Raw genomic sequence first — 26077 nt, forward strand, 5'->3', positions numbered from 1 at the left:
TACATCACATGCACCTGGCCGCTGGGGACCGCACATGGTTCGCTCAACCCGTGATGTAAGCGAAGCCGGACATTATAAACGAGGCGGTTTTGCCTTCGAGACGCGCGCTCTTGCAGGGGAATCCCGCAATCCGCCTGTCCAATGCGCCTCCTCTACAGGAAGCGGGCTTGAGCAGTGTTCGCCGCAGTTGAGCGGCGTTGGTGCGTGGTGCGCGGGGGGCGGGTCGTCAACCATTCAAAAACAATCACTTGCCTTCACTGCGCGGGATCCGTGCGGGCCAATAAAAAGCTTTCGAGGCCGCCCGGCACACGCCAGCCCAACATGCGCGCAGCCCAACCAAAGGCCCTGCCAGTCATCGCCAATCAGCAGATGAAAAAGGGTCACATCAAATTGAAACATCTGGTCATTCGACCTATACTGTATGTGCATACAGTAGAAAGAAGACGCGATGCAGCACCAGATTGAGACGGTCAGGGACGATGTGGAAAGCGCCAGCGAGCAAGTGGCCGCCATCTGCGAGCTGCTGGCTGCAGCCCGGGGCACGGCCGTGCACGCCTCGGCCATTACCGCATTGCTGCTGCCCGTGTCACGCAAGCTCAGCGCGGCGGCGGGTGACCTGTCCGACCATCTGCATCGCAGCCAGGTAGTTGGCAGCAAGCGCTGCTAGACCCTCTCACCCCCACCATGACAAGACCCCGCCCTGCGGGGTCTTGTCATTTCTGCGTTCGGCATGGCCGCTGGCGTGCCCGCAGCGCGCACAGGCTGCAGCGATTGCCGGGCCTGCTCCCGTCGGCAAACATGGCATTCATACCCGGCCCGCGCGCCGGACCCGGCATACCGCCTGCCCGGTGCCACCGCGATCCGGTGGCCTGAGGCGTTCCCGGCATCCGCAGCCACACGCATGGCGGGTGCACCAGGAACAGGTCCGCGCGGGCCGGCCCACGAGGAGCTTCAGTGAGTCTTGCCATTCCCATTCCCGCGCCGGATCAGGCGATATCGCCCCCGGCCCATACCGCCGCCCATGCGCACAGGGGGTGCGACTGATGCTGGCCATCGCCCGTGAATACGAAACGCTGGACGAGCTGTGCATGCGCCAGCTGGGCGCCACGCGCGGCGTGGTGGAAGCCACGCTGGAGCGCAACCCGGGCCTGTCGGCCCACGGGCCCCACCTGCCCGCCGGCCTGGCCGTCGAGCTGACCGAACCCGCCCAGGCGCCCAGCCTGCCCCTGATCAGTTTCTGGGATTGACATGGACCGAGAAACCATCGTCAAGACCGCCGCCCTGGAAGGCGCCAAGGCCGCGCCTCCCGTCACCGTCGTGGCCGCGAACGTGGCCAATGGCTGGACCATGACCCATACCGCCACCGCGCTGACCATCGTCTACGTGCTGCTGCAGGCCGTGTATCTGCTGTGGCGCTGGCGCAATGAGCGCGAGGACCGGCGCGCGCGCCAGGCCGAGGACGCCGTGCGCAGGAAGGCGTCTTCGACCGCCACAGACACCGGAGCGGCCCCATGAGCACAGCGCGCATGCCAGCGGCAGGTCTGGGCATTGGCGCGGCCATCGTTGCTGCCTGGATTGCCGCAGAAGGCTTCAGTGCGGCGCCCATCATTCCCGTGCAGGGCGATGTACCCACCATCGGCCACGGCACCACGCGCTACGAGGACGGCACGCGCGTGACCCTGGCCGACCCGCCCATCACCCGCGAACGGGCGCGCGAGCTGGCCATCAACCTGCTGGAGCAGCAGTACGGCGCCTGCGTGCGTGATTCGCTGGGCGACACGCGGGTGCACCCGGCCGAGTTCGCCCAGGCGGTGGACTTCGCAGGCCAATACGGCTGCGGGGCCTGGCGCGGCTCCTCGATGCTGGCCAGGACACGGGCTGGCGACTACGCCGGCGCCTGCCAGTCCTACCTGTCCTGGCGATTCATGACCAGCAGCCAGCCTTTGCAGGGCTTCAGCGCCTATCGATGGGATGGCGCAGGCCGGCCCACGCGCTGGCGCTTTGACTGCTCGGCACCCGGCAACAAGGTGTGCCGCGGCGTGTGGACACGCCAGCAGGCGCGCCACGCGGCCTGCATGGAGGCCCAGCCTTGATGGACCGCCTGCAAACCCATGCCTGGCAGCTGCTGGCCCTGCTGCTGGCGGCACTGCTGGTCTGGCAGTCGCTGGCGCGGCTGGGTGCCGAGCGCGATGCGGCGCAGGCACGCACGGATCTGGCGACAGACCGCCAGGCCGCTGCCACCGCCGCGCTGCACGCATCCGAACGCTATCGACAACGGGAAGGAGCCTACCGTGAACGCCTCGACTTTCTTGCACGCGACACGGACCTGGCCCTGGCGCGCGCTGCGGCGGATGCCGATGCTGCCCGCGCTGCTGCTGGCCGGCTGCGCGGCGACCTCGCCAACTATCTCACCGCCCACCGTGCCGCCGCCCAGGCTCGCTCCGCTGCCGGACAGTGCGCGCCAGACACCGGCGCCCTCGATCTGCTCGCCGAGCTGCAGCGCCGCGCTGACGAACGAGCGGGAGCGCTGGCGCGCATTGCTGACGACGCCCGCCACCGAGGCAGCGCCTGCGAGCGCGCCTACGACGCCGGGCTCGCGCTGACGAGTGAAGCGCGCATTCACCATATTCCCCGGAATCCATCGGGCCCTGCAGGCGACAGGCATTTGCCGGGCCTTTCAACCAAACCATCTACCCCCTGAAGGAAAACTCTCATGACCATCGAAACCCGAATCGTTGCACTTGCGCAAGCCATCGGCGCCGACGTAAAGGCTTTGCGCTGCGCGCAGGGCAATCTGTGCCTGCTGCCCACAGCGGCAAAGAACAATCTTGTGGCAGCCATTGCCGAACTGCATGGCATGGTTACAACGGGCGGCGTCGTCATTGACGACAGCGTCGGTAACGGCGACACCACAGTCACCTGGTCTGCAGACAAGATCTTCGACAGCATCGAGACAGCCATGCAGGCCTTGAAGAGCGAACTGGTCGATGGTGCCGGAGCCGCCTTGAACACCCTCAAGGAGCTATCCGATGCACTGGGTACCGACCCCAACCTGGCTGCGACGCTGCTGGTCAGCCTTTCGAACCGCGTGCGTTTCGACGAAGCACAGGCACTGACCAATGCGCAAAAACTGACCGCCCGGAACAACATCGGTGCGGCAGCCGCAACTGATCTGGTCGCGCTGGCCGCAGCAATGGGCAATACAGACCACAACTACGCTGCCGCATACGGCGCGGCCAAATGCGGATGCCAATGTGGCAGCAACGGCAACGGCAACGGCAACGGCAACGGCAACGGCAACGGCAACGGCAACGGCACGACGCTGCCACGCCAAAACCTGCTCTACAACGCAAGCTTCCAACTGAATCAGCGCGTCGTGGCCCCTGGCAGCTTCGCAGCCGGTGCATACACACTGGATCGCTGGAAGGCCGGTGCCAGCGGCTGCACACTGGCTTTCGCCTCGGACGCAGCGCCCAAATCCGTGGAGATCACTGCAGGCAGCCTGCTGCAGATTCTCCCGACAGAGGACCTGGTATCCGGCAAGGTCTACACGCTGTCCTGGACAGGCTCGGCACAAGCGCGTATCGGCGAGGGGCTCTACAGCGCTTCGCCCATCACCTTCACCCATGCCGGCGACAACCTGCAGCTTGAATTCACGGGCGGAGTGGTGGCCGAGCCCATGCTCAACCAAGGCTCGCTGGCCGGCCTGTACGAGCCAGAACCGCTGCCCCTGAATTTGCACCGCTGCGCACGCTTCTTCTTCGTCTACAGCGGATCGCGCGGCATCAACCCATGGGCCGGACTGTTCTTCCTGCGAGCCAACAGCGCCACGGCAGCGTCCTGGCTTGCACCAGCGCCAACGCTCATGCGGGCCAATCCGACCGTGACCGCCACGGGCTCTCTCGCGTTCTCGTTCTCCGGGGTTGCGACGCTGTTCACGCCGGCAAACATCACCTTTACGGCATACAGCCGTGGGCCCAGCTACATCGAGGGTGATGTGTCTGGCTCAGGATTTCCCGCCAACACCATGGGCTTCATGCGCGGCAACGGCAACGTCAACACTGCCACGCCACGCATCCTTTTCGCGGCCGAGCTGTGAGCCTCTATCAACTGCTACCCAATGGGGCATATCGGCGGATATCAGACCAGGCCGCCATTCCTGTGGATCCGGCAAACCGGGACTACCAGGAAGTGCAGGCCTGGCTTGCGGCGGGCGGCCTTCCACTGCCGGTGGAAAAGCCTACAGCCCAGGCCATGGCTGCTGCTTTGCGGCAAGCCCTGGCCACCGAGTACGCACAGCGCGTGCAGCTCATTGCTGCACCGTACGACGCGTTTGAGCGTGAGAGCTGGCATGTGCAGATCCTGGAGGCCATGGAGCTCCAGGCAACGCCAGATGCTTCCGCGCCCTGGATCACTGCTGCAGCCACCGCACGCGGAGTGGAACGCCTGGAACTGGCACAACGCATTCGCACCAAGGACCAGGCCTACCGCAAGGCACACGGCCTGCTGACAGGGAACCGCCAACGCATCAAAACCGCCATCGATACGGCGGGGACGGATCTGACCAGGCTATCCGGGATCGATGTGACCGCGGGCTGGCCAGCCGCTTCAGGCCTCGCCCCCCACTGACGGTACCAGCCACGGCGGCAAAGCGAATGGCCTCCCCGGCCAGCAGCCGCGCCGCCGTAGTCGAGCGCCCGGCTCGCCCACGGGCATCGCGGCAAATCGCTCCGATGCCGCCTACCCCAACCTTGATGGAGAGCTCTTGCCATGCTCAAGCCCGCTAGCCTGCGCGACGCGCTCGTCGCTGCCCTGCCCCAGCTGCAACAGTCGCCGGGGAACATCCGTTTCACCATCCAGAGGGGCCGTGTGGTCAACACGGGCACGCCGTCCCTTTCCTGGGAATACCGCTACACGCTGAGCCTGGTGATTGCGGACTTCACCGGCAGCATCGATGCCGTGACCGTGCCGCTGCTGGTCTGGGCGCGGCGCCACCAGCCCGACCTGTTCGACCATGCCGAAAGGCGCGAGCAGGCGATCCGCTTCGACATTGCGCCTCCTTCCACGGACCCTTCAGCCGCATCGCAGCCGCAGCAGCTCGCCATCGAGATCGACCTGGTGGAGGCCGTGCTGGCGCGCCCGCGCGATGGCAGCCCCAGCGCCTTCGACCTGATCTACAAGCCCGAGCCGCCGGGCCAGCTCGACATTGCGCAGCGCCAGTTGTGGGAGCTGTTCCTGTTCGGCGAGAAGGTGGCCGAGTGGAATTACGACCCGCGCTGAGGCGTGGCCGGGCTGCATGCCGGGCCGCATGCCGGGCTGCATGTGGCAGCGTGCGCCACGCCCGGCACACGGCGACACGCAAGGGCCCGGCCGGCACCATGAACGCCATGGATTCGCCCGTCGCACAAACCGAGAGCCCGTACGAGATCATCCGCCGCCTGGAAGGGCTGATCCGCACGGGCACCATCGCCGCAGTCCGCCATGCGCGCCCTGCGCGCTGCCGCGTCAAGACCGGCAACCTGACCACCAACTGGATTCCCTGGCTGGCCCTGCGCGCCGCAGGCGAGAACGCCAGCGTCTGGTGGCCGCCAGCCGTGGGCGAGCAGTGCGTGCTGCTGTCGCCCGGCGGCGACCTGCTGGGCGCCGTGGCGCTGACCGGCATCTACAGCAGCGCCGCAGCCCAGCCCAGCGACCGCGAAGGGGTGTGCCACACGCAGTGGAGCCCCACTGATTTCATGGAGCACGACAGCACCACGGGCCGTCTCAACATCAACGTGGCCCACGGCATCACGCTGCGCGTGGGCAACTCGGTGATCAGCATCGACGAGCAAGGCATCAGCCTGCAGGCCGGTGGCGGTTCGGCCACCGTCAATGCGCAAGGCCTGGCCGGCGCGCCCGATGTGACCACCGGCCCCATCAGCCTTTTGCGCCACCGCCACGGCGGCGTCAGGGCAGGCGACGCCGTCACGCAGGGGCCGCTATGAACCGCCATACAGGCCGCCGCATCGAGGGCATGGAGCATCTGCGCCAGAGCGTGGCCGACATCCTGTCCACGCCCATAGGCTCACGCGTGATGCGCCGCGACTATGGATCGCTGGTCCCGGCGCTGCTGGACCAGCCCGACAACAACGCCACCCAGGCACGCCTGCGCGCCGCCGTGGCCAGCGCGCTGATGCGCTGGGAGCCGCGCATCCGGCTGACGCGCATCGTGATCGAGCGCGATCCGGCCGCACCCGGGCGCGCCGACCTGACGCTGATCGGCACCTTCAACAACACGCGCCGCCCGGCCCCGCTGAGCCTGCAGATGCCCATCGCCCGCACCCTTTCATGAAGCAAGACATGACCCCTGCACTGGACGCCCTGCCGCCGCCCGGCGTCGTCGAGACGCTGGATTTCGAGCGCATCCTCGACGCCCACCGCGCCGATCTGCTGGCGCGCCACCCCGAGTCCGCCGAGGTCCTGGCGCTGGAGAGCGAGCCGCTCAACAAGCTGCTGGAGGCGCACGCCTATCGCGAGCTGCTGTACCGGGCGCGCGTCAACGATGCCGCGCGTGCGCACCTGATTGCGTTCGCCCAGGGCTCGGACCTGGACCACAAGGGCGCCTTCTATGACGTGGCCCGACTGCCCGGGGAAAGCGACGACCGCTACCGCCAGCGCATCCTGCTGCGCGTGCGCGCGCTGGCCGGCAGCGGCACGGCCGAGCACTACGAGCACCTGGCCATGACGGCCAGCGCCAATGTGCACAGCGCCATCGCCACGCAGCCCCAGCCCGGCCGCGTGAGCGTGCAGCTGTGGCTGGTCGAGCCCGCACAGGCCGAAGAGACCCTGGCCATCGTGCTGTCGGCCCTCAATGCGCCAGGCGCGCGGCCGCTGGGCGTGCCCGTGTCGGTATCGCTGGCGCGCCCGCACCCCATCGACATCACGGCGCACCTGCTGCGCGAGCCCGGTGCGCCCGTGGACATCGTGGCGCGCCTGCAGGCCGGCCTGGCCGCCCAGATCGCCGCCTACGCGCTGCTGGGCCGCGATGTGCCGCGCTCGTGGATCACCACGCGCCTGCATGTGGACGGCATTGCCCGCGTCACCTACCCCGACGCCCAGGCCCCGGCCGAGCTCACGCCGCTGGCCGCCGACGAATACCCGGTGCTGGGCCGCGTGCAGCTGGTGGACGAGGGCCTGCAGGCATGAGCACCGCCGCCATCGTCCCGACGGCGCCCCGCCGCCACGTACTGCCGCCCAACGCCACTGCGCTGGAGAAGGCCGTGGACCAGGTCGTCCCGAATTGGGATGGCCTGGCCGGCGCATTTCCCGCGCCTGCCCAGGGCGAGCCTGCGGCCTTTCTGCCCTGGCTGGCGGCCGAATGGGGCATTGCCCAGTTCGACCGCTACTTCGACGATGTGCCGGCCCTCATCGCCAACGGCCTGCCCTGGCTGCGCGAGCGCGGTACGGCCGCTTCCATGCAGCGCGCGCTGGGCTGGCTGGGCTATGACGGCGCGCAGCTCGACGAGGATGGTGCCTGGCTGCACCTGGACCTGGGCCGGATCATCGGCGACGCAGAGCTGGCCAGCGTGGCCCATGTGGTGCGCGCCAGCCTGCCGGCGCACGTGCGCTTTTACCGCGTCTTCCACGGCCACGACCTGCGCCCGCTGCGGCTGGACCACGGCCCGGGCCTGGACGCCGGCATGCTGGACAACGACAGCGGCACCTGGATCGATGTGTCGCCATATGGCGAACCCGTCAAGCTCAGCCAGGGCCTGCCCCGCCGCACCGGCACCGAGGCACCGCCTTCGGACGGCGTGCTCACGGCCCAGCTGTTCCGCGTCACCACCATCGCCACCTATGCCGACCGCATGCTGCTCGATGCCTGGACGTTGGACAGCGAGATCCTGATCGACGCCAGCCTGGGCATCACCGAAGTCAACGCCACCACCACGGGCGAGCCCGCCTACTACGCGCCGCTGCGGCCCATTCCCGCCCAGGCCATGGCCACCCACAGCGCCTGGACGGCGCCCGCACCGCTGGCCCTGGCCAGCCTGCACCCCTGGGCCAGCACCGAGCGCCCGCACGACAACACCCGTACCTGGACCGGACGCTGGGACAGCACGCCCTGGCGCCGATCCTTCGAAACCCGCACCACCACCACCGAAGAACCCGAGGAACCCTGAACATGGCAGTTCTGCAGCAAGCGGGCCGCATCGCCCTCGCCAAGGCCGTCGCCGCCCAGACCATTCACATCGCCTGGGGCCGCGGCCTGCCCGCCTGGGACGCCGCGCCCGAGCCCGAACCCATCACCGCTAACGCCCTGGTCGACGAAATCGGCCGCCGCCTGGTCACCGAGGTGCGCTTTGCGCGGCCCGACGACAACGGCGAGATCGAGCTGCCCAGCGGCGCGCGCTACAGCGTCAGCGACACACCCACCACCTTCGTCTACCTGCGCGCGGCCTTCGGCTTCGACGACGCCAAGGGCGAGGACGTGCGCGAGATGGGCGTGTTCTTCGGCACCCAGGTCGCCACCGATGTGCCGCCCGGCCAGCGCTGGGTGCTGGCCAGCCAGCTGACCGGCAAGGGCGAGCTGTACACGCTGGAGCGCCGCCCCCGGATCCTGCGCAGCGGCAGCGTGCGCCAGGTCGAAGAAATCATCCTCCCCTTCTGAACGGCACCCCATGAGCCAGACCAAGATCTACGACCGCTTCGACGCCGGCAAGCGCTACGACAGGCTGCAGTTCGCGGCCGACCGCGTGCTGCAATCGGCCGAACTCAACGAGCTGCAGAGCATGCAGCAGCACCGCCTGCGCGGCATCACCGATGTGCTGTTCAAGGAGGGCGACATCGTCCGCGGCTGCCAGTGCATCACCTCCGCCGACACGGGTGCCACCACCATCGAGGCCGGCGCGCTCTACGTGGCCGGTGCCGTGCGCGGCATCACGCCGGGTACGCTCACCGTGGCCACCGTGGGCACGGTCTATGTGGGCGCCTACCTGCAGACCGACACCGTCACCGAGCTGCAGGACCCCGAGCTGCTCAACCCCGCCGCCGGCACGCGCGGCTATGGCGAGCCCGGGGCGCTGCGCGAGCGCGTGACCCTGGTCTGGGGTGCGCAGGGTGACGGCACGGCCGGCACCTTCTATCCCGTGTGGACCATCATCGACGGCTCGGTCATGCCCAAGGAGCCGCCGCCCAACATCGACGCCGTCACCCAGGCCCTGGCCCGCTATGACCGCGACAGCGCGGGCGGCACCTACGTGGTGCGCGGCCTGGACGTGATCATGGGCGAGGACCTGGCCACCGGCCAGCAGGTCTACACCGTGCGCGAGGGCGCCGCCCGCGTCAACGGCCATCCGCTGGAACTGGGTGCCAGCCGCCGCCTGGTCTACGAGGCCAAGCCCGACCTGTTCTTCGTGGACAGCGAGCCCCACACCTCGGCCGGCACGGCCGCCCAGCGCATCCGCTTCGACCGCCAGCCCGCTGTCGGCACACCCCAGGTGCGCGTGCAGGCGCGCAAGACCGTCACGCTCACGCACGGCGGCTTCACGGGCGCGGCCGACCCGCTGCCCGACAACGCCGTGCTGGCCGTGGACAGCGTGGTCCAGGCCGGCACCACCTACGTGCAGGGCACGGACTGGAAGCTGGTCGCCGGCCAGGTCGACTGGAGCCCTTCAGGCGCCGAGCCCGTTCCCGGCAGCACCTACCAGGTCACCTACCAGTACATGCTCAACGCCACGCCCACGGCCGTGGACTCCACGGGCTTCACCGTGGAAGGCGCGCTCAAGGACACCCTGGTACTGGTCAGCTACCACTACGCGCTGCGCCGCTACGACCGCCTCGTGCTCAACAGCGAAGGCCAACTGCAATGGGTGCCCGGCGTGCCCGCCGCCTGGTCGCCCAAGGTCCCGGCCGCACCCAGCGGCACCCTGGCCCTGGCCTCGGTCTACCAAAGCTGGGACAGCAACCGCCGCGTGGAACAGGACGCCGTGCGCGTCGTGCCCATGCAGACCCTCAAGGCCTACCAGGACCACATCCAGACCATCTACGCCGACCTGGCCGAGCTGCGGCTGTCGGTGGACGTTTCGGGGCGGCACAGCGGGGTCAAGAAGGGGTTGTTTGCGGATCCGATGCTGGACAACGGCCTGCGCGATGCGGGGCGCAGCCAGAGCGCCCATATCCTGGGCGGACAGCTGCAGCTGCCCATGAACGCCGCGCTGTACCAGATCGGCACCGACATCACCACGCCCCAGACCACGCCCTACCAGCCCGTGGTCGTGCTCGACCAGTTGGGCCGAACCGGCTCCATGCTGGTCAATCCCTATGGCGCCTTCGATGTGCTGCCCAGCGCAGCCACCCTGACGCCGGCCGTGGACTACTGGACCGATGTGCAGACCCAATGGGCCAACCCCATCATCCTGCGCCTGACGCCCAGCCAGGTGCGTCCTTCGGAAACCGAAAAGCTGCTGTCCGAATCCACCAAGGCACTGGAGAAGCTGCGCCAGATCGATGTGCAGTTCTGGCTGGATTTTCCGGTGGGCGAAACCCTCACCGAGCTGATCTTCGACGGCATTCCCGTCACGCCCCAGCCCCTGACGGGCGGCACGCTCGTGGCCACGGCGCAGGGACTCAAAGGCACGTTCAGGATCCCGGCGGGCGTGCCCTCGGGCACCAAGAGCGTGCACTTCACGGGACGCGCCGGCAGCCATGCCGAAGCCGTCTTCACGGGCCAGGGCCAGTTGCTCGAGCGCAGCGTGGCCAAGATCACGGTCCAGCTCTACGACCCGCTGGCGCAGACCTTCACCCTGGGCACCACGCGCGAGATCTGCGGCACGCGCCTGTGGTTCGCCGCGGCGGGCGACAAGGATGTGCAGGTGCAACTGCGTGAAGTCACCAGCGGCGTGCCTTCGCGCAGCATCCTGGCCGAATGCGTGCTCAAGCCGGCCCAGATCAACGCCGACATCGCCGCAGCCAAGCCCACGCAGGCGCAATGGGCGCCGGTGCTGCTGGAGTCGGGCGTGGAATACGCCATCGTCGTGCTGACCAACGACGCCACCACCGCCCTGGCCGTGGCCGAGCTGGGCGGCTGGGATGCGGCGCGCGCGCAGTGGGTCACCAGCCAGCCCTACAGCGTGGGCGTGCTGCTGTCCAGCAGCAATGCCAGCACCTGGACGCCCCACCAGACACGCGACATGACCTTCGAACTGCTGGCGGCCGAACACACGGCCACCACGCGCACCATCGAGCTGGGCAGCATCGCCGTGCAGGACGCCACCGACCTCATGGTCCAGGCCGGCGCCATGCTGCCCGCAGCCGACGCACAACTGGTCTTCGCCATGCAGCTGGAAGACGGCAGCACGCTGGAGGCCGCGCCCGGCCAGGCCGTGCAGCTGGCCAGCCGCTACAGCGGCAACGTGGCCGTGCGCGCCAAACTTTCGGGCAACACCAACCACGCAGCCCACCTGCTGCCCGGCATGCAGCTGGTAGCCGGCAGCCTGCAGGCCACGGGCGACTACATCAGCCCCGCCATCAACGCCGGCAGCAACGTCACGCTCAACGTGGTGGCCGAGGCCGTGCTGCCCGCCGGCAGCGCCCTGGCCGTGCAGATGCAGGCCGAAGGCAGCAGCGCCTGGACCAACGTGCCCTACCTGAGCACCAGCCCCCAGACCGCAGGCGTGCTGGAGCTGAGCTACCGCCTCACCGGCATCAGCGCCGAGCGCCTGCGTGTCCGCCTGGTCCTCACGGGCAGCCACGGCGCCCGTCCCCAGGTCACCAACCTGCGAGCCATCGTGATATGACATTGCACGACGACAAGACAGCGCAGGGCTGGCCCCTGCCCCACCCCGACAACCGCCTGGAAGACGACGTGCTGCGCCTGCGCCAGGCCGTGCAGGACGTGGACCAGGCGCTGACCGCAGCGCGCCAGCTCATCGACACCAAGGCCAGTTCCCAGGGCGTGCAGGACGCCATGGACGTGGTGGCACACCGCATAGAGCAGCTGGAGACCGCTGCCCAGGCGTTGAGCACCGGCAAGGTAGCCAGCGTCAACGGTGTGGCCGGCATCAACGTCAAGCTCAACCCGGAGCACCTTGCGCTGGGCCCGGCCAATGGCGCCACCAGCGAAAGCTTCGGCTACGACGCCCAGGGCCGCATCAGCAGCATCACCCGCAGCGTCAACGGCTTCAGCGCCACCACCGCCGTCAGCTACGACGGCGCCGGCCGCGTCTCCCAGCAGCAGACCAGCTACCGCGGGCGCGTGCGCACGGAAAACTATGCCTACGACGCCGCCACTGGGCGGGTGTCGGGGGTGAATGCGACGGAGGTACAGGGATGAGTTTCGATGTGGTGACGCACAGCGAGGTGCGGAGGCTGGCGCAGAGCCTGGACAAAGGGATGGGACTGCAATTGCGGTCCCGATCGGTGTGGAAGGGCCCGGAGCGTTTTGCACCGGGGGTCCGGGTCGGTGGAGACAGTCCCTATCGGATGCTGCCGAAGTTCAATCCTGACCTCTACATGGAACACGTTTGCCACAACGGGGAAGTCTATGTGGGCACGCAGATCAGCGGAGCTTCCGCCTACTATGGGATCTACACATCCACAGATCTGAAGAACTGGCTAACACGCTCGTCCTGGAATCCTATAAACAAAGTGGCAGTGTTCGGCAAGGCAATTCTTATATGGGGCGGATCATCCTCATCCCAGATGATCCAGCTATCTACGGACAATGCTACGACCTTCGTGGCAGTCACAGGCACCGGCCTTTACCTCAGCAATATCTGCGGAGCAGGCGCCTATGGATATGCATTCACAACATCCACGCTTAATTACTTTTACCTAATACACTCTACAGGCCAACGAGATACGGTTACCATGCCCGAAGCGCGTGCCTGGAAATATGTACTACACAACGGATCGCGCTATGTGGCGCTGGACTCAACCTGCGAGCGAGCATACTCCAGCGACAACGGAAGTACAAACTGGATGGCATCCTCAGGGTTGGATATGGCCATTGCCACAGCACCTAGCAACTACGGAAGCACATCGCTTCGACAACCCTATGTAGTCAATGGACAATTTGTCATTCTCGATATTTCCGTCGGCTCAATAACCTCTATCGTTTCGGACAATGGCATCAATTGGCGCATTGGCAATAGGGGCCTACTTTTCGAAAGAGACAGTTTCATCATTGAAGTAAGCAAAAATGGTGCGATATACGATGGCGCACTGTACATTTCCGTACGCATCACCAATGGAGTTGTTGGCGATATTGGTCGCTTTTCCATTCTAGAGACCCGTGATGGCATCAACTTTCGACTTCTGCCCAGTTTCTATACAGGCCGTTCAACCGCCGTAGAAAACACACCTGGTGTATGTGCCAAGCTCGATGGAACAGGGATATTTTTCAACTCCAGTGCAAGCCTCATCGGCGCCCGCTATGAAACCGACCCCCGCGCCACGGAGGTCTACCATGCACTATGAATACGACCTCTGGGGCTGGTACGTCGGCGAGCACCAGGCCTGGCGCGAGCGATGCACCACGCTGGCACCATCATGCACCGACATGCCCGAGGAGCACGGCGCCACACGCTGCCTGTGGACCGGCAACGGCTGGATAGAACACCCCTACGAGAAGCCGCCGATCCTGCCAGAGTTGCCACAGCATCCAAACCCACGCCACATTACCCCACTGGCCCTGCGCCGTCGCTTCACCCTCGCCGAACGCTCGGCCATCGAATGGGCTGCCGTGGACCGTGCCGACACCAGCGAGAAGCAGCGCAAGGATGCCGCCATGCTGCGCGCCTGCCTGAAGGACCAGGAGCAGGCTGGATTCATCGACCTGGACGATGCGGACGTGGCCGCCGGCGTGCGGCTTATCGAGGATCTGCAACTGATCGCACAAGGCCGCGCTAGCGAGATCCTCGGAGCCCCCGTCCAGTCCGGCGAACGCCCCTGAAATCTCCACCTGCAAAAGCCCCGGCACCTATTGGGCGGCCGGGGCTTTTCCATGTCTGATCTGCATCCCGAACCAGCGCCAAACCAAGCCTCTGTGCAGCCATCCCGCACAGCCAAGGTCGCTGGCGCCCATGCCCCTGCCGCGAGAACATCAAGGCAACCCGGGCACAACTCCAGCGGCCTTGCAGGCTGCAGGCGCCAACCCGGCCAGGACAACCAGGCCGCCTTGGCTGCATGAACTTCAGCATGACACAGACCATCACTGTCGATTCCATCAACACCGCAGCTTGCGCAAAGGTGCCTGCATGAGCCTGGATGCCGTCATCAGTGCCGATCTGGTGAAGACGCGGGTGGAGATTGCCGCGCTGAGCAATGCCTTGGCGGCCGCACGCAGCGAGATCATCGGTTTGTCAGGACAGATCAGCAGCGGCAGCTCGATCAAGACTATCCAGAGACTGAGGCTCCGACCTTCATACGGATTCGAAGGCTCCCCGACGTATTCCGATGCGACTATCGCGGCGATCAATCCGCAGAAAACTCTCATCCTGATTCGACCAAGCCACATTGGATCAAGTGCCTTCGGCAGGTTTGATTGCGAAATCGTCAATCCCACGACCTTGCGCTGCTATAGCTACGGATACAGCGGGGGCTACCTCTCACTCGCGGAGATGGACATCCAGGTGGTGGAGTTCAAGTAATGCCCCACCACTACGCCCAGCTCACCCCCGCCGGCGTGGCCTTCGCCATCACCGAAACCCACGCCGAGCTCAACGCTCCCGACCTGCTCCCTCTGCCCCGCTACGACACCTCGGTGCTCGGCCGCCGCTGGACCGGCACGCACTGGGAAGACGTGGCGCAAGCCTTGCCTGAAGACCAGGCAGCGTCCAACGAACCCGCCCCCCGCCACATCACCCCCCATGCCCTGCGCCGCCGCTTCACCGTGGTCGAGCGTACGGCGCTGGAGTGGGCCGTGGTGGACCGTGCCGAGGCGGGCGAGGCCGATCGGCTCAACGCGGCCACGCTGCGCTCGCTGCTCAAGGACATCGAGCAGGCGCGGCAACTCGATCTTGACGACCCCGAACTGGCCGACAGCCTGCGCCGGTTCGAGGCCTTCGGACTCATCGCCGCGGGGCGTGCCCAGGAGATCCTGGACGGCCCCGTACAAGCCCACGAACAGCCGTGACCACCCCTTTTTGACGACAGCCCCACGGCCCAACCACCCCCAACCCGGAGAACACCATGGCGACAGCCCCGTTCCATCATGGCATTCGCGTCACGGAAGTGAGCGAAGGCATCAATTCCATCCGCATCGTGTCCACGGCCGTGATCGGCCTCGTGGCCACGGCCAGCGACGCCGATGCGGCCACTTTCCCGCTGAACCGTCCGGTGCTGGTCACCAAGGTCGATGCGGCCATCGGCAAGGCCGGCACCAAGGGCACGCTGGCCCAGGCGCTGAACGCCATCAAGGAGCAGTGCCGCCCGGTGCTGGTCGTCGTGCGCGTGGCCGATGGCGAAGGCGCCACCGAGGCCGAGCGCCGCACCGACCAGGACGCCAAGGTCATCGGCACCACCGCCGGCAACCAGTACACGGGCCTGCAGGCGCTGCTGGCGGCCCAGGCACAGCTCGGCGTCAAGCCGCGCATTCTGGGTGCGCCGGGCCTGGACAGCCAGGCCGTGACCGACGCGCTGGCGTCCGTGGCCATCAAGCTGCGCGGCTTTGCGTATGCAGCGGCCATCGGCAACGATGTGGCCGAGGCCCAGGCCTACCGCGAGCACTTCGGCCAGCGTGAACTGATGCTGCTGTGGCCCGGCTTCAAGGCGCTGGATCTGTCCACCGCCGCCGTGCAGGACGCCTCGCCCGTGGCCTACGCCCTGGGCCTGCGCGCGCGGATCGACCAGGAGCAGGGCTGGCACAAGACGCTGTCCAACGTGCCGCTGTCCGGCGTGCTGGGCATCTCGCGCGATGTGCACTGGGACCTGCAAAGCCCCGATACCGAGGCCGGCATCCTCAACCAGGCCGGCATCACCACGCTGATCCAGAGCCAGGGCCACCGCTTCTGGGGCTCGCGCACCTGCACGGACAGCGAGCTGTTCCGCTTCGAGTCCAGCGTGCGCACCGCGCAGGTGCTGGCCGACACCATGGCCGAGGCGCATTTCTGGGCCGTGGACAAGCCCATGCACCCCAGCCTGGTCAAGGACATCCTGGAAGGCATCAACACCAAGTTCCGCGAACTGAAGGCCCTGGGCTACATCCTGGACGGCAAGGCCTGGTACGACGAAACGGTCAACGAGACCGCCACGCTCAAGGCCGGCAAGCTGGTGCTGGACTACGACTACACGCCCGTGCCTCCGCTGGAGGACCTGGGTTTTCGCCAGCGCATCACCGACCGCTACTTCGCCGACTTCGCCCTGCGCGTGGGCACCGGCCAGTAAACGGCGGCCGCACCCGACACACCCAATACACCGAACACACCGGATACACAGGAGAAAAGCACCATGGGACTGCCCCGCTCTCTCAAGAATTTCGCCACCTTCGTGGATGGCAACTCGTACATCGGCGACATGCCCGAAGTGGGCTTGCCCAAGCTCACCCGCAAGATGGAGAAGTACCGCGCCGGCGGCATGAACGGCGAGGTCAGCCTGGACTTCGGCATGGAGGCCATCGAGGCCGACCTGACCGCTGCCGGCTACATGAAGGAATTGATCTCCACCTGGGGCACGCTGCGCCACGACGGCGTGCTGCTGCGCTTCGCCGGCGCCCTGCAGGGCGATGACAGCGAAGGCGTGGACTCGCTGGAAGTGGTCATGCGTGGCCGCTTCTCGGAGTTCGACCCCGGCAAGGCCAAGGCCGGCGACAAGACCGAGATCAAGTACAAGCTGGCCGTCAGCTACTACCGCCTGTCCATCAACGGCCAGGTGCTGATCGAGATCGATCCGGTCAACTTCGTCGAAGTCGTCAACGGCATCGACCGCCTGGCCCAGGTCCGCGCCGCGCTGGGCATCTGAGCCTGGCTCAACTGACCGGGCCGGCCGGCCCGGTCCTCCTCTTTTCTTCACCCGAACGCTGACACACCATGGACACCACCAAGCCCCAGGAAGACCTCCAGAACCAGGCTGCCGCCAATGCGGCCGCCCTCGCATCGGGCGATGCGCGCGAGATCACGCTCGACGTGCCGCTCAAGCGCCCCGGCGGCGACCTGGCCCGGGTGCTGGTGCGCCGCCCCAATGCCGGCGCGCTGCGCGGCCTGTCGCTGGTCGAGCTGCTGCACATGAACGTGACCGCGCTGCAGACCCTGCTGCCGCGCGTGACCGAGCCCATGCTGCACAAGGCCGAAGTGCTGCAGCTGGACCCCGCCGACCTGGTGACCCTGGGTACGGAGGTGGCCTCTTTTTTGGTGCCGAAGGCGCAGAGGGAGCAATTCCCGAGCGCGTAGAGGATGCCATGGCCGACCTGGCCATGGTCTTCCACTGGCGGCCGGCGGACATGGAGGACATGTCGCTGGCCGAACTCGGCCAATGGCATGAACGGGCGCGCGAGCGCTACGAAAGCCAGGACTGAGCCAGGACTGAGCACCACCTCCACTCCATCGCCCGCCTCTCGCCCCTCTCTTGCACGCCCCTTGCCCATGACCTCCACCCAACGCCAAAACCGCACCGGCCAGGGAGCCCTCCATGGCCGTTGACACCCTGCGCCTGGACGAGGTGCTCAAGCAGGCCGAGCGCGTGCACCAGCCCCTGGCGCTGCTGGGCAGAACCAGCAGCAACACGGCCCGGGAACTCAAGGAAACGGTCGACCAGTTGAAGAAGCTGCAGCAGCAGCAAACCCAGCTGGGCGACTACCGCGCGCTGCGCAGCGGCCTGGCCGACACCACGGCACGGCTGCGCGGCGCGCGCCAGCAGATGGCCCAGCTGCGGCTGGAATCGGGCGCGGGCGAGCAGCCCTCGCGCGCCATGCTGCGCGCGCTGCGTTCGGCCCAGGTCGAGGAAGAGCGCCTGGCGCTGCTGCGCGCCACGCAGCGATCGCGCCTGATGGACATGCGCGAAGGCCTGCGCGGCGCGGGCGTGGACACGGGCAACCTGTCCGCGCACGAGCGCAAGCTGCACAACGACATCCGCGCCACCACGGCCCAGATGGAAAAGCAGCGCAAGGTGGTGGCACCGGCCGCCCAGCGGCTGGAGAGGATCGACGCCCTGCGCGAGCAGAGCAAGACCCTGGCCGATCGCGGCCAGGCGCTGCGCGAGACGGGCGGCAAGATGCTGGCGCCCGTGCGCGCCGTGAGCCAGGCCTTCATGACCGACGACCAGGCCGCCGCGCAGCTGCGCGCCACCATGGCGGGCAGCAACGGCAAGCCGGGCGCCGACTACCAGCAGGTGCTGGACTTGGCCAAGAGCCTGGGCACCGACATGCCCGGCAGCACGGCCGACTACATCGCGATGATGAACCAGCTGCAGCGCCAGGGCGTGTCCTCGCAGGATGTGCTGGGCGGCGTGGCCCGGCAGGCGGCCAACCTGGGCGCGGTGCTGAACATGCCCGCCAAGGAGGCCGGCGAGTTTGCGGCGCAGTTGCAGCAGGCCACCCGCGCAAGCGCGGGCGACATGGCCGCACTGGCCGACACGGTGCAGCGCACCTCCCATCTGGGACTGGACCCCACAGGCATGGTCAAGGGCCTGGACGCCATCGGCAAGGCCCTGCCGCAGCTGGGACAGCAGGGCGCAAGGTCGGGACAGATGTTCGCGCCGCTGCTGCTCATGCTCAACGACGCCAGCATCAGCGGCGAGGCCGCCGGCAAGGCCGTCGGCAACCTGGTCAAGAACTCCATGGACCCGGCCAAGCTGGGCCAGGTCAACAAGATGCTCGCGAGCCAGGGCGTGTCGCTGGACTTCAAGGACGCCAGCGGCCAGTTCGGCGGCACCGAGCAGATGATGGCCCAGCTGCAAAAGCTGCAGAGCCTGGGCAGCGACAAGCTGCGCGCCGCTGCGCTGGACAAGCTGGCGGGCGGCGATGCGCAGACGCGCAAGGCCCTGGAGGCGCTGCTCCAGCAGGGCCCGGGCGGCTACCAGCAGATCGCCTCCCAGCTCAAGTCACAGGCGGATCTGGATGGGCGCGTGGCCATCCTGAAGGACTCGGTCTCGGCCCAATACGAGTCCGTCAAGGACAGCTACAACGGCCTGTTGAGCGACATGGGCTCGACCATCGAGTCCGACCTCAAGGCCGTGCTGGGCACGCTGCGCGAGATGACCGAAGGCATGCGTGCCTGGGTCAAGGAGCATCCCCAGATCGTGCAGTGGACGCTGCGCATCGTGGCCGTGCTGGGCCTGCTGGTCGCAGGCGTCGGCGTGGTGAGCAGCGTGCTGTTCGGCCTGCTGGCGCCGCTGCTGCTCACGCGCACCGTGTTCGGCCTGCTGGGCGCGGCCATGGGCGCAGGCAGCAGTGCCTTGGGCGTGCTCAGGCGCGGCCTGGCGGCCGTGGTCCTGTCGCTGGGAATGATGGGCGGCGGCGGCAGTGCCATGGGCCTGTTGGCCGGCGGCTTGCGCATGGCCAGCAACGCTGCGGGCGTGCTCAGGCGCGGCGTGGGCGCCGTGGTCCTGTCCCTGTCCATGATGAGCGGCGGTGGCGGAGCCATGGGTCTGCTGTCGGGAGGCTTGCGCATGGCCAGCAACGCTGCGGGCGTGCTCAGGCGCGGGCTGGGAGCCGTGGTCCTGTCGCTGGCCATGATGGGCCGCGGCGCTGCCATGGGCAGCATAGGCACCGCCCTGGCCGGCGCGGGCCGCGCTGCAGGCCGCATCTTCGGCGGCGGTGCAGGCGCAGCCAAAGGCGTGGCCGGCAAGGGCCGTGCGGGCGCCGTCATGGGCCTGCTGGGCGCCGGCCTGGGTGCCGTCGGCGGTGGCCTGGGCGGCAGTCTGGGTGGTGCAGCCGCATCGCTGATGGGCCTGGTGCGCATGACACCCATGGGCCGGCTCGCAGGCGGCCTGATGGGCGCGGGCGGCTCGATCATGCAGAACTGGGACGGCCTTTCCACCGCCTTCAAGGCCGGCGACTGGAAGGGCGTCGGCGGCACGCTGCTGGAGGCCGGCAAGGCCGGCCTCGATGGCGCCACGGGCGGGTTGTTCGGCGTGGTCTCTGACCTGGCCGGCAAGGGCATCAGCGGCCTGGCCTCGTCGGTGGGCTCATGGTTCAAGTCCGGCGATGCGTCGGCACCCGACCAGGGCCGCGCCGGCGCACTGCGCCAGGGTGTCGCTGCTGCAGCCACGGCGGCCACGCTGGCCACGGGCGCCATGCCGGCCCTGGCCGACACGGGCGCCGTGCGCATCGACAGCCGCCCGCCGCTGGCCAGCGCCGCTGCACCCGCGCCGGCACCGGCCCCGGTGGCCGGCGCCACCATCCATATCACCGTCAACGCTGCGCCCGGCCAGGATGCGCAGGCCATTGCCCGCGCCGTGGCCGCCGAGCTGGACCGCCGCGAAATGGCCAGGCGCTCCAGCGTGCTGTCGCAGCTGTCCGATATCGATTGAGGAGCATGAGCATGCTGATCACACTGGGCCAGTTTGCCTTCGGCATCGACACACTGGCATTCGACAAGCTGGTGCGCAGCAGCACCTGGCGCCACCCGAGCAACAGCCGCGTGGGCGCGCGCCCCGCCCGCCAGTCGCTGGGCCCAGGCGATGAAACGCTGGGCCTGACCGGCGTGCTCGCACCCGAGTTCCGGGGCACGGCCAAGTCGCTGGACGACCTGCGCGAAATGGCCGACCAGGGCAAGGCATGGGCCCTGGTGGGCGGCGAAAGCATCCTGGGCGCCTGGGTCATCGAGAGCCTGCAGCAGACCGGCACGCACTACACACCGGGCGGCAAGCCGCGCCGCATCGAGTTCGATCTCAAGCTGGCCCGCGTGGACGACCACCTGGCCGAAGGCGGCGGCGGCGTCGATCCCTGGCCCGATGACGACTTCTGGGAATGGTGGATCTGATGGCCACACAGGAATACCTGCACGCCAAGCCCCAGTACGAGATCGTCCTGGACGGGCGCAACATCACCAGCCAGGTGGACACGCGGCTGATGAACCTGACGCTGTCCGAATCGCGCGGCGAAGAGGCTGACAAGCTGGACATCACGCTGGACGACAGCGATGGGCGCCTGGCCCTGCCAGGCAAGGGATCCAAGATCGCGCTGAAGCTGGGCTGGGCCGAACATGGCCTGGTCGACAAGGGCACCTACGAGGTGGACGAGGTGGAGCACCAGGGTGCGCCCGACAGAATCGTGGTGCATGCGCGCTCGGCCGAGCTCAAGCGCCAGCTGCGCACGCGCTCCGAGCACAGCTACCACAACAGCACGCTGGGCCAGATCGTGCGCAGCATTGCGCAGCGCAACGGCCTGCAGGTACGCGTGGACGCGCAGTTCGAGAACCTGCGCGTGGACCACATCGACCAGACCCACGAAAGCGACCTGAACTTCTGCAGCCGTCTGGCGCGGCAGTACGACGCCGTGTGTACGGTCAAGAAGGGCAAGCTGGCCTTCATCGCCATCGACAGCAAGATCACCGCCGGCGGCCAGACCGTGGAGGCCGCCACGCTCACGCGCGCCGAGGGAGACAGCCACGCCTACCACACGGCCGCGCGCAACGACTACAGCGGCGTTCGCGCGTACTGGAACGACGCGGATCGCGCCGAAAAACGCAGTGCCACGCAGGGCGCCGAAGACAACGAAAAGCGCCTGAAGGACACCTACGGCAGCGAGGCCGAGGCGCAGGCCGCCGCCAAGGCCGAGATGGGCCGCATCAACCGCGCCAAGGCCACCATGGGCCTGAAGCTGGCGCTGGCGCGGCCCGACCTGATGCCGCAGACACCGCTGAAGCTGCAGGGGTTCAAGGCAGAGATCGATGACACGCCGTGGCTGGTCGTCAAGATCCAGCACGAACTGGGCGACGGCGGCTTCACCTCCAAGCTGACGCTGGAGACTCGCGCCAAGTGAGCGAGAGGGGCGGGTAGAGCGCGTCCTGGAGCGGCCGGCGCAGGCCGTTCAGCGCGCGGCCAGGGTCGCCACGGCCATGATGGCGGCGCGGCCCGAATCGTCGGCCCGGCCGTAGCAATCGAGCAGCTCGCGCTCGTCGGGCGCCAGGGTCTGGACCGATGCGTTCGCATGCTGGCCCGTGACCACATACAGGACATCCACGCCCAGGCCCGCCATCACGGCCAGGGCGGCCGCATTGGGCGATTGCTCGCCCTTCTCCCAGGTGGCCAGGGTGCCGCGCGAGACGTCGCAGGCGTCGGCCATGGCGAGCTGCGCCACGTCCAGACGCAGACGCTCCTGCCTCAGCCTTTCACCGATGTGATCGAAATTTCTTCTATTCATCAATTGACATGCTCGAAATTTCGAGCAATGATGCAGTCAGCGTGTAACCAAATCATCCAAACCATCCCAAATACTACATGACAGCCATGCACTCCCCCAGAGCCGTGCCCGGTATCCCTGCGGATCCGGTGCTTCATGACAGGCCCGTGCCACTGCGCATGACGGCATCCGAACGCGAACGCCACGCCCGCTATGCCAGCCGTGAGAGCCGCAGCGCCTCCAACTTCGCGCTGAAGCTGTACCGCATGGGCATGCAGCAGTACGAGCAGCAGATGCCGCCGCTGCCCCAGGCCGATCAGGCGCGATAGCCACCCGCGCCGACCTGTTCACCGCCTTGTCTTCGATCCCAACTGCCCCCAGGAGCCTGCCATGCGCATGATGTGCCCCCACTGCAACGAACACGCCTACACCCGCACCAGCCTGCAGCTGACCAGCACCAGCCGCGAGACCATCTTCCAGTGCCGCAACTTCGAGTGCGGCCATGTGTTCTCGGCGGTCACCGAGATCAACCGCACCATCAGCCCCAGCGCCATTCCCAACCCCATGGTGATCCTGCCGATGAGCACGCACATCAAGCGCAAGCTGCTGCAGACCCAGCTGGACGCCATGCCGTCCTCGCAATACGAAGGCGCAGCGCACCGCGCAGCCCAGGCGGCCGAATCCGCCCAATCCACCGAAGGCGCGCGCAGCTAGCGCGGCCGGGGCGCCTTCTCCTGACGGCGCCCCATCCGGCGCGCGGGCAGCCCCGCCTGCACCGCCGCCACCCCACCCCCTTTCCCGCAACCTGCGGAGCCTGCATGAAGGCCCTGCGGGATGCGCTCACCCTGAAACGACCTGGACAGACCATGAAGCTCGGCGACCTGCGCCTTTCCGATCTGATGCGACTGCTGCAGGCAGACGATGCGCCCGCGCCCGAATACCGGCCCGAATACCGGCCCGTGGACCCGCCCGCACTGCCCGAGGCCTACCAGCGCCTGAGCGTCCAGGACTGCCGCATCCGCCTGCGCGAGCTGCAGCGCGAAGCCGCGCAGCGCGCCTCCAACGGCCGCTCGGGCAGCGCCGAAAGCCGCGAATGGGCGGGCCTGGCCAGCCACTACCGCATGGCCCTGGTGCTGCTGGCGGGCATAGACGGCGAGATCGAGGAGCTGGCCCTGCGCGACTGGCGCGAAATGCCGCCGCCCGAGCGCGACGCCATCCGCCGCCAGATCCGAGCGCTGCGCACCTGCCTGCTGCCGCTGCGCGCGCTGGCCCTGAGGACCTGAGCCCATGTCCGTCCTGCTCGCCGCCAAATCCACCGGCCGCAGGCTGCGCACCGCCAGCCTGCAGCAATGGGACCAGCACAAGCCCCGCCCCCACATGGTCCAGCGCGCCATGCAGGCGCTGGAAAAAGCCTTGCCGCCGCAGTGGCTGCAGCCCATAAAGCTGCTGGGCCTGGGCGACTGGCAAAAGGGCGCGCAACACGCCAACGGCCAGCCCGAATGGGCTGCCTGCCACGACGCGCTGGCCGCCATTGACGACTTTGCCAGCCGCCACGGCCGTGCGGCCGAGTGGAACCTGGACGACTACGAGATCTGCCAGATGGCCCGGCGCCTGAGCGACGAAGTCGGTGAGCTCGACGCCGGCGCCCAGGCCCAGAACATGGACCTGGCCGCACGCGTGGACCTGGTTCGGCTGATGCTGCGCATGCTGGGCCTGCAGGAAAGCACGCCGCTGGCCGGCGAGCCCGCCATCCGCCGCGCGCTGGACGCGGCCTGGTGGCGCCGCATGCTGCGCCGCCACGTCACGCGCACCGTGGAGGCCGGCGCCGTCAAGCTGGGCATCGTCAACCGCAGCGCCGGCGGCTATGCCAGCAACGCCACCGTGCGCCGGCGCACCGCGCAGATCGAACGCAACGCCCGCGCGCTGGAGCGCAGCCTCTACCGAAACGAGGCCGGCCAAGTCTTCACCCTGGCCGAGCTGGCCGCGCTGTCGCCGGCCAACCCCGTGATCCGCGGCGGCGAGCTGATGACGCGCATCCGCGGCGCAGAGGAATATGCCGACGCGCGCAGCCATGTCGGCCTCTTTCTCACGCTGACGGCGCCCAGCCGCTTTCACGCCGTCACGCTGGGCAGCGGCGGCCGGCCGCGCCCCAATCCCCATTACGACGGCCACAGCACGCCGCGCGATGCCCAGCTGTGGCTGCGCACCATGTGGGCGCGCGTGCGCTCGCACCTGGGCCGCCAGCGCATCGCCATGTACGGCATCCGCGTGGCCGAGCCGCACCATGACGCCACGCCGCACTGGCACGCCCTGGTCTGGGCCGAGTGCGAGGAGCACGCCCAGCACATCGAGGCCGCCATCCGCAAATGGTGGCTCAGCGAAGATGGCGACGAGCGTGGTGCCCAGCGCAACCGCGTCAACGTCAAGCGCATGACCGGCGGCGGCGCTGCCGGCTACGTTGCCAAGTACATCGCCAAGAGCGTGGGCCATGCGGCCCTGGCCGACCACCTGGACGTGGTGCAGGGCCGCCTGTGGGATGTGGAGCAGGGCGGCATGCCCGGCCACCGCCGCGTGGACGCCTGGGCTGCCTGCTGGGGCATTCGCCAGTTCCAGGCCGTGGGCATGCCCAGCGTCTGCGTCTGGCGCGAGCTGCGCCGTGTCAGCAAGGACCAGGTCGAACAGATCCGCATCGACGGCGACAAGGCCAGCTGGAAGGCCTGGGGCGCCAGCCACCGCCACGGGCCCGACATCCCCGCCGACTGGCGCCGCTACATGGAAGCCATGGGCGGCCACTGCCTGGCCCGCGACCGCTGGCACCTGCGCATGGCACGCCGCCCCGTGCCCGCCGGCGCCGTCAACCAATACGGCGAGGCCATCGCGCCCGGCTGCGGCCGCGTGGTGGGCCTGGAAACCCGGCGCGGCCAGTGGCTGGTCTCGCGCCGCATCGCCTGGCGCAGCGTGGCGCGCGCCACGCTGGAGTTCCAGGAAACCCAAGGTTCAGAAAGCGCCGAGGGTGCCGAGGTCGCCGACGTGGCCCCTCCCGCCCTGCCCGCCCGCGCGCCGCTGGCGCGCGCTTGGACTGGTTTCAATAACTGTACGGCCCGGCTCACGGGCCACACGCTGCGCGCCCTCATCGGCCGCGGCGGGCACCAGCGCGAGGACCGTGCCAACCCGGCCGGGCCCGATTCGGGTGCCGATCCAGTGTCCCATTCCGTGCTGCACCGCCCCGCATCCGGCGCCACGCCATCCACCCCCCCTTTCTTTACCAGCTGATCCACCCCTGGAGGACCCACCATGCACCACAACATCACCGCCCTGCGCAGCTACCGCGCCACCCTCATCCCCCACGGCGTGGACGCCGCGCAGCTGGATCAATTGGCCGACGCCCGCCTGCTGCCCGTGCTGCGCCTGAAGGCGGCCAGCGCCAGCCACGCCCAGGCCTGTGCCCTGCTGGCCAGCGGCCGGCCCGTTCTGCGAGTCGAGCGAGTCGAGCGAGTTGAACGTGTGGAGCGCAAGAAGGCAGGCAAGTCCATCACGCCGCGCCAGGCCTGATCAAGCACCCAAGCACCGGACACGACATCGGAGAACACCGCAATGACGCAACAGAACATGGAACTCTTTCACAGCGCCCCGCGCCTGGACACCCAGGGCATCGCCAACTACCTGGGCCTGAGCCGCGAGCACGTCACCGCGCGCCTGACCAAGCGCCCGGACTTTCCCAAGCCCTTCATCAACGCCAGCCGCCGCATCCGCTACTGGCGCATGGCCGACGTCAAGGCCTGGGCCGAGGGGCGCCGGTGAGCCGGCACCAGGCCATCG

33 protein-coding genes are annotated in these 26077 nt (G+C 68.1%); 32 read left to right on the forward strand and 1 reads right to left on the reverse strand.

Annotated features, from left to right (window positions below; all coding sequences use genetic code 11):
• The first annotated feature begins 448 nt into the window (after positions 1–448).
• From AAN986_RS19035 to AAN986_RS19160, 26 genes are all read left to right on the forward strand, one after another.
• Entirely contained in the window at positions 449–667 is a 219-nt protein-coding gene (locus tag AAN986_RS19035) for a hypothetical protein (RefSeq protein WP_012204526.1), read from the forward strand.
• Positions 668–1043: 376 nt separating this feature from the next.
• Positions 1044–1247, forward strand: a complete 204-nt coding sequence (locus tag AAN986_RS19040) for a tail protein X (RefSeq protein WP_043824232.1) — start codon at positions 1044–1046, stop codon at positions 1245–1247.
• Position 1248: 1 nt separating this feature from the next.
• Positions 1249–1515 carry a hypothetical protein gene (locus AAN986_RS19045; RefSeq protein ID WP_047218349.1) on the forward strand — a complete coding sequence of 89 codons (267 nt, stop codon included), beginning with the start codon at positions 1249–1251 and terminating at the stop codon, positions 1513–1515.
• Positions 1512–2093 (forward strand): lysozyme, encoded by a 582-nt coding sequence (locus AAN986_RS19050; RefSeq protein ID WP_047218348.1) that lies wholly within the window; start codon positions 1512–1514, stop codon positions 2091–2093. The genes AAN986_RS19045 and AAN986_RS19050 overlap by 4 nt, the downstream gene beginning before the upstream one ends.
• Positions 2093–2701 carry a DUF2514 family protein gene (locus AAN986_RS19055; protein WP_349335433.1) on the forward strand — a complete coding sequence of 203 codons (609 nt, stop codon included), beginning with the start codon at positions 2093–2095 and terminating at the stop codon, positions 2699–2701. Before AAN986_RS19050 ends, AAN986_RS19055 begins: the two co-directional genes overlap by 1 nt.
• 12 nt (positions 2702–2713) lie before the next feature.
• Positions 2714–4099: a hypothetical protein gene (locus AAN986_RS19060; RefSeq protein WP_349335434.1), complete on the forward strand. Its 1386-nt coding sequence runs from the start codon at positions 2714–2716 to the stop codon at positions 4097–4099.
• On the forward strand, positions 4096–4629 hold the full coding sequence (locus tag AAN986_RS19065; protein WP_047218347.1) for a hypothetical protein: 534 nt from the start codon (positions 4096–4098) through the stop codon (positions 4627–4629). Before AAN986_RS19060 ends, AAN986_RS19065 begins: the two co-directional genes overlap by 4 nt.
• A 141-nt stretch (positions 4630–4770) precedes the next feature.
• The gene (locus AAN986_RS19070; RefSeq protein WP_047218346.1) at positions 4771–5280 is read left to right on the forward strand and encodes a phage tail protein; all 510 of its coding nucleotides are present in this window, start codon (positions 4771–4773) and stop codon (positions 5278–5280) included.
• 107 nt (positions 5281–5387) lie between these two features.
• Complete coding sequence (locus AAN986_RS19075; protein WP_235434622.1) at positions 5388–5984, forward strand: phage baseplate assembly protein V; 597 nt, start codon at positions 5388–5390, stop codon at positions 5982–5984.
• Complete coding sequence (locus tag AAN986_RS19080; protein WP_016445079.1) at positions 5981–6331, forward strand: GPW/gp25 family protein; 351 nt, start codon at positions 5981–5983, stop codon at positions 6329–6331. Before AAN986_RS19075 ends, AAN986_RS19080 begins: the two co-directional genes overlap by 4 nt.
• A gap of 8 nt (positions 6332–6339) precedes the next feature.
• Complete coding sequence (locus tag AAN986_RS19085) at positions 6340–7185, forward strand: baseplate J/gp47 family protein (RefSeq protein WP_241150373.1); 846 nt, start codon at positions 6340–6342, stop codon at positions 7183–7185.
• Positions 7182–8162 carry a phage tail protein gene (locus AAN986_RS19090; protein WP_012204517.1) on the forward strand — a complete coding sequence of 327 codons (981 nt, stop codon included), beginning with the start codon at positions 7182–7184 and terminating at the stop codon, positions 8160–8162. Before AAN986_RS19085 ends, AAN986_RS19090 begins: the two co-directional genes overlap by 4 nt.
• Positions 8163–8164: 2 nt before the next feature.
• Positions 8165–8650 (forward strand): hypothetical protein, encoded by a 486-nt coding sequence (locus tag AAN986_RS19095; RefSeq protein ID WP_012204516.1) that lies wholly within the window; start codon positions 8165–8167, stop codon positions 8648–8650.
• Between the two features lie 10 nt (positions 8651–8660).
• Positions 8661–11777 (forward strand): DUF4815 domain-containing protein, encoded by a 3117-nt coding sequence (locus AAN986_RS19100; RefSeq protein ID WP_052862698.1) that lies wholly within the window; start codon positions 8661–8663, stop codon positions 11775–11777.
• A complete protein-coding gene (locus AAN986_RS19105) occupies positions 11774–12313 on the forward strand; it encodes a hypothetical protein (protein WP_047218365.1) in 540 nt (179 codons plus the stop codon). The genes AAN986_RS19100 and AAN986_RS19105 overlap by 4 nt, the downstream gene beginning before the upstream one ends.
• The gene (locus AAN986_RS19110) at positions 12310–13458 is read left to right on the forward strand and encodes a hypothetical protein (RefSeq protein WP_156179821.1); all 1149 of its coding nucleotides are present in this window, start codon (positions 12310–12312) and stop codon (positions 13456–13458) included. The genes AAN986_RS19105 and AAN986_RS19110 overlap by 4 nt, the downstream gene beginning before the upstream one ends.
• Positions 13448–13933: a hypothetical protein gene (locus tag AAN986_RS19115; RefSeq protein ID WP_206424526.1), complete on the forward strand. Its 486-nt coding sequence runs from the start codon at positions 13448–13450 to the stop codon at positions 13931–13933. The genes AAN986_RS19110 and AAN986_RS19115 overlap by 11 nt, the downstream gene beginning before the upstream one ends.
• Before the next feature lie 304 nt (positions 13934–14237).
• Positions 14238–14630 (forward strand): hypothetical protein, encoded by a 393-nt coding sequence (locus tag AAN986_RS19120; protein WP_047218343.1) that lies wholly within the window; start codon positions 14238–14240, stop codon positions 14628–14630.
• Positions 14630–15115 (forward strand): hypothetical protein, encoded by a 486-nt coding sequence (locus tag AAN986_RS19125; RefSeq protein WP_047218342.1) that lies wholly within the window; start codon positions 14630–14632, stop codon positions 15113–15115. The genes AAN986_RS19120 and AAN986_RS19125 overlap by 1 nt, the downstream gene beginning before the upstream one ends.
• 56 nt (positions 15116–15171) lie before the next feature.
• Positions 15172–16365, forward strand: coding sequence for a phage tail sheath subtilisin-like domain-containing protein (locus AAN986_RS19130; protein WP_016450710.1), 1194 nt, complete (start codon positions 15172–15174; stop codon positions 16363–16365).
• Positions 16366–16428: 63 nt separating this feature from the next.
• The gene (locus AAN986_RS19135) at positions 16429–16938 is read left to right on the forward strand and encodes a phage major tail tube protein (protein ID WP_012204508.1); all 510 of its coding nucleotides are present in this window, start codon (positions 16429–16431) and stop codon (positions 16936–16938) included.
• 68 nt (positions 16939–17006) lie between these two features.
• On the forward strand, positions 17007–17366 hold the full coding sequence (locus AAN986_RS19140; RefSeq protein WP_012204507.1) for a phage tail assembly protein: 360 nt from the start codon (positions 17007–17009) through the stop codon (positions 17364–17366).
• Between the two features lie 8 nt (positions 17367–17374).
• The gene (locus AAN986_RS19145) at positions 17375–17491 is read left to right on the forward strand and encodes a GpE family phage tail protein (RefSeq protein WP_012204506.1); all 117 of its coding nucleotides are present in this window, start codon (positions 17375–17377) and stop codon (positions 17489–17491) included.
• Positions 17492–17604: 113 nt separating this feature from the next.
• Positions 17605–20445, forward strand: coding sequence for a phage tail tape measure protein (locus AAN986_RS19150; protein ID WP_047218341.1), 2841 nt, complete (start codon positions 17605–17607; stop codon positions 20443–20445).
• An 11-nt stretch (positions 20446–20456) separates the two neighbouring features.
• Positions 20457–20897, forward strand: coding sequence for a phage tail protein (locus tag AAN986_RS19155; protein ID WP_012204504.1), 441 nt, complete (start codon positions 20457–20459; stop codon positions 20895–20897).
• Complete coding sequence (locus tag AAN986_RS19160) at positions 20897–21898, forward strand: contractile injection system protein, VgrG/Pvc8 family (RefSeq protein ID WP_241150372.1); 1002 nt, start codon at positions 20897–20899, stop codon at positions 21896–21898. Before AAN986_RS19155 ends, AAN986_RS19160 begins: the two co-directional genes overlap by 1 nt.
• Before the next feature lie 48 nt (positions 21899–21946).
• Here AAN986_RS19160 and AAN986_RS19165 read toward each other — a convergent pair whose 3' ends face one another.
• Positions 21947–22279 carry a helix-turn-helix transcriptional regulator gene (locus tag AAN986_RS19165; RefSeq protein WP_012204502.1) on the reverse strand — a complete coding sequence of 111 codons (333 nt, stop codon included), beginning with the start codon at positions 22277–22279 and terminating at the stop codon, positions 21947–21949.
• A 158-nt stretch (positions 22280–22437) separates the two neighbouring features.
• On the opposite strand from AAN986_RS19165, the gene AAN986_RS19170 reads away from it, so the two are divergent.
• From AAN986_RS19170 to AAN986_RS19195, 6 genes are all read left to right on the forward strand, one after another.
• On the forward strand, positions 22438–22587 hold the full coding sequence (locus AAN986_RS19170) for a hypothetical protein (protein WP_236884675.1): 150 nt from the start codon (positions 22438–22440) through the stop codon (positions 22585–22587).
• A 61-nt stretch (positions 22588–22648) separates the two neighbouring features.
• Positions 22649–22972, forward strand: a complete 324-nt coding sequence (locus tag AAN986_RS19175; protein WP_043825225.1) for an ogr/Delta-like zinc finger family protein — start codon at positions 22649–22651, stop codon at positions 22970–22972.
• 152 nt (positions 22973–23124) lie between these two features.
• A complete protein-coding gene (locus AAN986_RS19180) occupies positions 23125–23541 on the forward strand; it encodes a hypothetical protein (protein ID WP_349335435.1) in 417 nt (138 codons plus the stop codon).
• A gap of 4 nt (positions 23542–23545) precedes the next feature.
• Entirely contained in the window at positions 23546–25531 is a 1986-nt protein-coding gene (locus tag AAN986_RS19185; protein ID WP_047218338.1) for a replication endonuclease, read from the forward strand.
• A 21-nt stretch (positions 25532–25552) separates the two neighbouring features.
• Positions 25553–25810, forward strand: coding sequence for a hypothetical protein (locus AAN986_RS19190; protein WP_016449585.1), 258 nt, complete (start codon positions 25553–25555; stop codon positions 25808–25810).
• Between the two features lie 42 nt (positions 25811–25852).
• The gene (locus AAN986_RS19195) at positions 25853–26059 is read left to right on the forward strand and encodes a hypothetical protein (RefSeq protein ID WP_012204496.1); all 207 of its coding nucleotides are present in this window, start codon (positions 25853–25855) and stop codon (positions 26057–26059) included.
• Positions 26060–26077: the final 18 nt, after the last annotated feature.

The organism is Delftia sp. DS1230, assembly GCF_040112715.1.
GTDB lineage: Bacteria > Pseudomonadota > Gammaproteobacteria > Burkholderiales > Burkholderiaceae_C > Comamonas > Comamonas tsuruhatensis.

Coding starts and splice junctions, on each gene's coding strand:
- AAN986_RS19100 (WP_052862698.1), top strand. CDS start 8,661: ATGAGCCAGACCAAGATCTACGACCGCTTCGACGCCGGCAAGCGCTAC.
- AAN986_RS19035 (WP_012204526.1), top strand. CDS start 449: ATGCAGCACCAGATTGAGACGGTCAGGGACGATGTGGAAAGCGCCAGC.
- AAN986_RS19045 (WP_047218349.1), top strand. CDS start 1,249: ATGGACCGAGAAACCATCGTCAAGACCGCCGCCCTGGAAGGCGCCAAG.
- AAN986_RS19050 (WP_047218348.1), top strand. CDS start 1,512: ATGAGCACAGCGCGCATGCCAGCGGCAGGTCTGGGCATTGGCGCGGCC.
- AAN986_RS19160 (WP_241150372.1), top strand. CDS start 20,897: ATGGCCACACAGGAATACCTGCACGCCAAGCCCCAGTACGAGATCGTC.
- AAN986_RS19055 (WP_349335433.1), top strand. CDS start 2,093: ATGGACCGCCTGCAAACCCATGCCTGGCAGCTGCTGGCCCTGCTGCTG.
- AAN986_RS19165 (WP_012204502.1), bottom strand. CDS start 22,279: ATGAATAGAAGAAATTTCGATCACATCGGTGAAAGGCTGAGGCAGGAG.
- AAN986_RS19150 (WP_047218341.1), top strand. CDS start 17,605: ATGGCCGTTGACACCCTGCGCCTGGACGAGGTGCTCAAGCAGGCCGAG.
- AAN986_RS19105 (WP_047218365.1), top strand. CDS start 11,774: ATGACATTGCACGACGACAAGACAGCGCAGGGCTGGCCCCTGCCCCAC.
- AAN986_RS19060 (WP_349335434.1), top strand. CDS start 2,714: ATGACCATCGAAACCCGAATCGTTGCACTTGCGCAAGCCATCGGCGCC.
- AAN986_RS19130 (WP_016450710.1), top strand. CDS start 15,172: ATGGCGACAGCCCCGTTCCATCATGGCATTCGCGTCACGGAAGTGAGC.
- AAN986_RS19135 (WP_012204508.1), top strand. CDS start 16,429: ATGGGACTGCCCCGCTCTCTCAAGAATTTCGCCACCTTCGTGGATGGC.
- AAN986_RS19075 (WP_235434622.1), top strand. CDS start 5,388: ATGGATTCGCCCGTCGCACAAACCGAGAGCCCGTACGAGATCATCCGC.
- AAN986_RS19175 (WP_043825225.1), top strand. CDS start 22,649: ATGCGCATGATGTGCCCCCACTGCAACGAACACGCCTACACCCGCACC.
- AAN986_RS19145 (WP_012204506.1), top strand. CDS start 17,375: ATGGCCGACCTGGCCATGGTCTTCCACTGGCGGCCGGCGGACATGGAG.
- AAN986_RS19040 (WP_043824232.1), top strand. CDS start 1,044: ATGCTGGCCATCGCCCGTGAATACGAAACGCTGGACGAGCTGTGCATG.
- AAN986_RS19110 (WP_156179821.1), top strand. CDS start 12,310: ATGAGTTTCGATGTGGTGACGCACAGCGAGGTGCGGAGGCTGGCGCAG.
- AAN986_RS19180 (WP_349335435.1), top strand. CDS start 23,125: ATGAAGCTCGGCGACCTGCGCCTTTCCGATCTGATGCGACTGCTGCAG.
- AAN986_RS19195 (WP_012204496.1), top strand. CDS start 25,853: ATGACGCAACAGAACATGGAACTCTTTCACAGCGCCCCGCGCCTGGAC.
- AAN986_RS19095 (WP_012204516.1), top strand. CDS start 8,165: ATGGCAGTTCTGCAGCAAGCGGGCCGCATCGCCCTCGCCAAGGCCGTC.
- AAN986_RS19125 (WP_047218342.1), top strand. CDS start 14,630: ATGCCCCACCACTACGCCCAGCTCACCCCCGCCGGCGTGGCCTTCGCC.
- AAN986_RS19090 (WP_012204517.1), top strand. CDS start 7,182: ATGAGCACCGCCGCCATCGTCCCGACGGCGCCCCGCCGCCACGTACTG.
- AAN986_RS19120 (WP_047218343.1), top strand. CDS start 14,238: ATGAGCCTGGATGCCGTCATCAGTGCCGATCTGGTGAAGACGCGGGTG.
- AAN986_RS19085 (WP_241150373.1), top strand. CDS start 6,340: ATGACCCCTGCACTGGACGCCCTGCCGCCGCCCGGCGTCGTCGAGACG.
- AAN986_RS19155 (WP_012204504.1), top strand. CDS start 20,457: ATGCTGATCACACTGGGCCAGTTTGCCTTCGGCATCGACACACTGGCA.
- AAN986_RS19140 (WP_012204507.1), top strand. CDS start 17,007: ATGGACACCACCAAGCCCCAGGAAGACCTCCAGAACCAGGCTGCCGCC.
- AAN986_RS19115 (WP_206424526.1), top strand. CDS start 13,448: ATGCACTATGAATACGACCTCTGGGGCTGGTACGTCGGCGAGCACCAG.
- AAN986_RS19070 (WP_047218346.1), top strand. CDS start 4,771: ATGCTCAAGCCCGCTAGCCTGCGCGACGCGCTCGTCGCTGCCCTGCCC.
- AAN986_RS19080 (WP_016445079.1), top strand. CDS start 5,981: ATGAACCGCCATACAGGCCGCCGCATCGAGGGCATGGAGCATCTGCGC.
- AAN986_RS19185 (WP_047218338.1), top strand. CDS start 23,546: ATGTCCGTCCTGCTCGCCGCCAAATCCACCGGCCGCAGGCTGCGCACC.
- AAN986_RS19190 (WP_016449585.1), top strand. CDS start 25,553: ATGCACCACAACATCACCGCCCTGCGCAGCTACCGCGCCACCCTCATC.
- AAN986_RS19170 (WP_236884675.1), top strand. CDS start 22,438: ATGACGGCATCCGAACGCGAACGCCACGCCCGCTATGCCAGCCGTGAG.